The sequence below is a fragment of the Fonticella tunisiensis genome (assembly GCF_004364155.1).
In the GTDB taxonomy this organism is placed as follows: Bacteria; Bacillota; Clostridia; order Clostridiales; family Caloramatoraceae; genus Fonticella; species Fonticella tunisiensis.
Genome location: NZ_SOAZ01000060.1, coordinates 1 through 1,592 on the forward strand (window position 1 = coordinate 1; position 1,592 = coordinate 1,592).

The window sequence follows — 1,592 nt, forward strand, 5'->3', positions numbered from 1 at the left end:
CCATTCCGAACACGAAGGTTAAGCCCTGTAACGCCGATGGTACTATGGCGGAGACGCCATGGGAGAGTAGGTAGCTGCCGGATGAATAACGCCTGGCGATAGGGGTGCAGGGTGAGTAACCCGCTCCCATCCGAGCCAGGTATGTATATCGCGGGGTGGAGCAGTTGGCAGCTCGTCGGGCTCATAACCCGAAGGTCGAAGGTTCAAGTCCTTCCCCCGCAACCAACATGCGGGTGTAGCTCAATGGTAGAGCCCCAGCCTTCCAAGCTGGTTACGTGGGTTCGATTCCCATCACCCGCTCCATATATGCGCCCTTAGCTCAGTTGGATAGAGCAACGGCCTTCTAAGCCGTGTGTCAGGAGTTCGAATCTCTTAGGGCGCACCATACATATATGGTGGGTATAGCGCAGTTGGTTAGCGCGCCAGATTGTGGCTCTGGAGGCCAAGGGTTCGAATCCCTTTATCCACCCCAAAAATTGTGCTTTTACCGATTTGGTAAGGCATGAGGCTTTGATACTTACTTCATAGGTTCGAGTCCTGTCATTAAGCTATAAATAATAATTTAATATACATGAGCCACTAGCTCAGTCGGTAGAGCACATGACTTTTAATCATGGTGTCCGGGGTTCGATTCCCCGGTGGCTCACCATCGTGCGGAGATGGCGGAATCGGCAGACGCGCACGTTTGAGGGGCGTGTGGGTATCCCGTGCGGGTTCAAGTCCCGCTCTCCGCACCATAAAAAGGTCTCTAGTTTAAACTAGAGACCTTTTCTTTTTCTACAGGCCTCCTCATATCCTGGTAAGCAGCATTATAACCAATAACTCTGTGATACGGCACTATTTTTTTTACATATTTAAAGGATATTTAAAGGAGCTTATAATCACAGTTATAAAATATAAAAATGAATGTATAAATTCCAGATTTTAAATATAAGAGCCCGTTATTAGATATCCATATAAGCAGCTAAATTATAGTATAATGATAATTAAAACAGAAAAAGTTATGGAGGTATTCCATGGAAACTGACTAATAACTCCTTAACAGGATTTTTTTGTTTTCATCTTGAAATGTATTCTATGATACATATGATGATGTTCATGGAAGGTATATGATAAATATCAACATATCCCCGTGTATCTGTAGTAGAAAAACAAAGATTGGCTTAAAAAATAAAAAATATAGGCATTTAATTTAGATAAACGAAACTGAATGATACTTAACATAAATAATACATATGCTAATATATAAAAGTCGCTGCGATGAAGCAGTGAGAATAAAGGTTTAAAAATAGTTGACATAATATATAGGATTTGATAAGATATAAAAGCTGTCCCGATTGGGAACATTGAGGTTTAAAAATTACCATTTGACATCTACTTAGGACCCATGATAATATAAATAAGCTACTTGATGGATCATCAAACAAAAAATTGCTAGTTGACATAATAGAAATGACATGATAATATAATCTAGCGACATCGGTCCTAAGGGACACGTAAAGTTTGGCCTTTGAAAATTGAACAGTGGAAAGCGAACGTAACTTGAGTAATTCTAACGCTAGGATTTTAATTTGAGAGTTTGATCCTGGCTC

6 tRNA genes and 1 rRNA gene are annotated in these 1,592 nt (G+C 40.9%); all 7 read left to right on the top strand.

Going from position 1 to position 1,592, the window contains the following annotated elements:
- Nucleotides 1–83, top strand: a 5S ribosomal RNA gene (gene rrf, locus EDD71_RS15050); the annotation flags it as partial.
- Between the two features lie 66 nt (nt 84–149).
- Nucleotides 150–225, top strand: a tRNA-Met gene (locus EDD71_RS15055).
- A gap of 4 nt (nt 226–229) precedes the next feature.
- Nucleotides 230–303: transfer RNA gene (locus tag EDD71_RS15060), tRNA-Gly, on the top strand.
- A gap of 5 nt (nt 304–308) precedes the next feature.
- Nucleotides 309–385 (top strand) — tRNA-Arg (locus EDD71_RS15065).
- Between the two features lie 10 nt (nt 386–395).
- A tRNA-His gene (locus EDD71_RS15070) sits at nt 396–472 on the top strand.
- 101 nt (nt 473–573) lie between these two features.
- Nucleotides 574–649: transfer RNA gene (locus tag EDD71_RS15075), tRNA-Lys, on the top strand.
- Between the two features lie 4 nt (nt 650–653).
- A tRNA-Leu gene (locus EDD71_RS15080) sits at nt 654–737 on the top strand.
- Nucleotides 738–1,592: the final 855 nt, after the last annotated feature.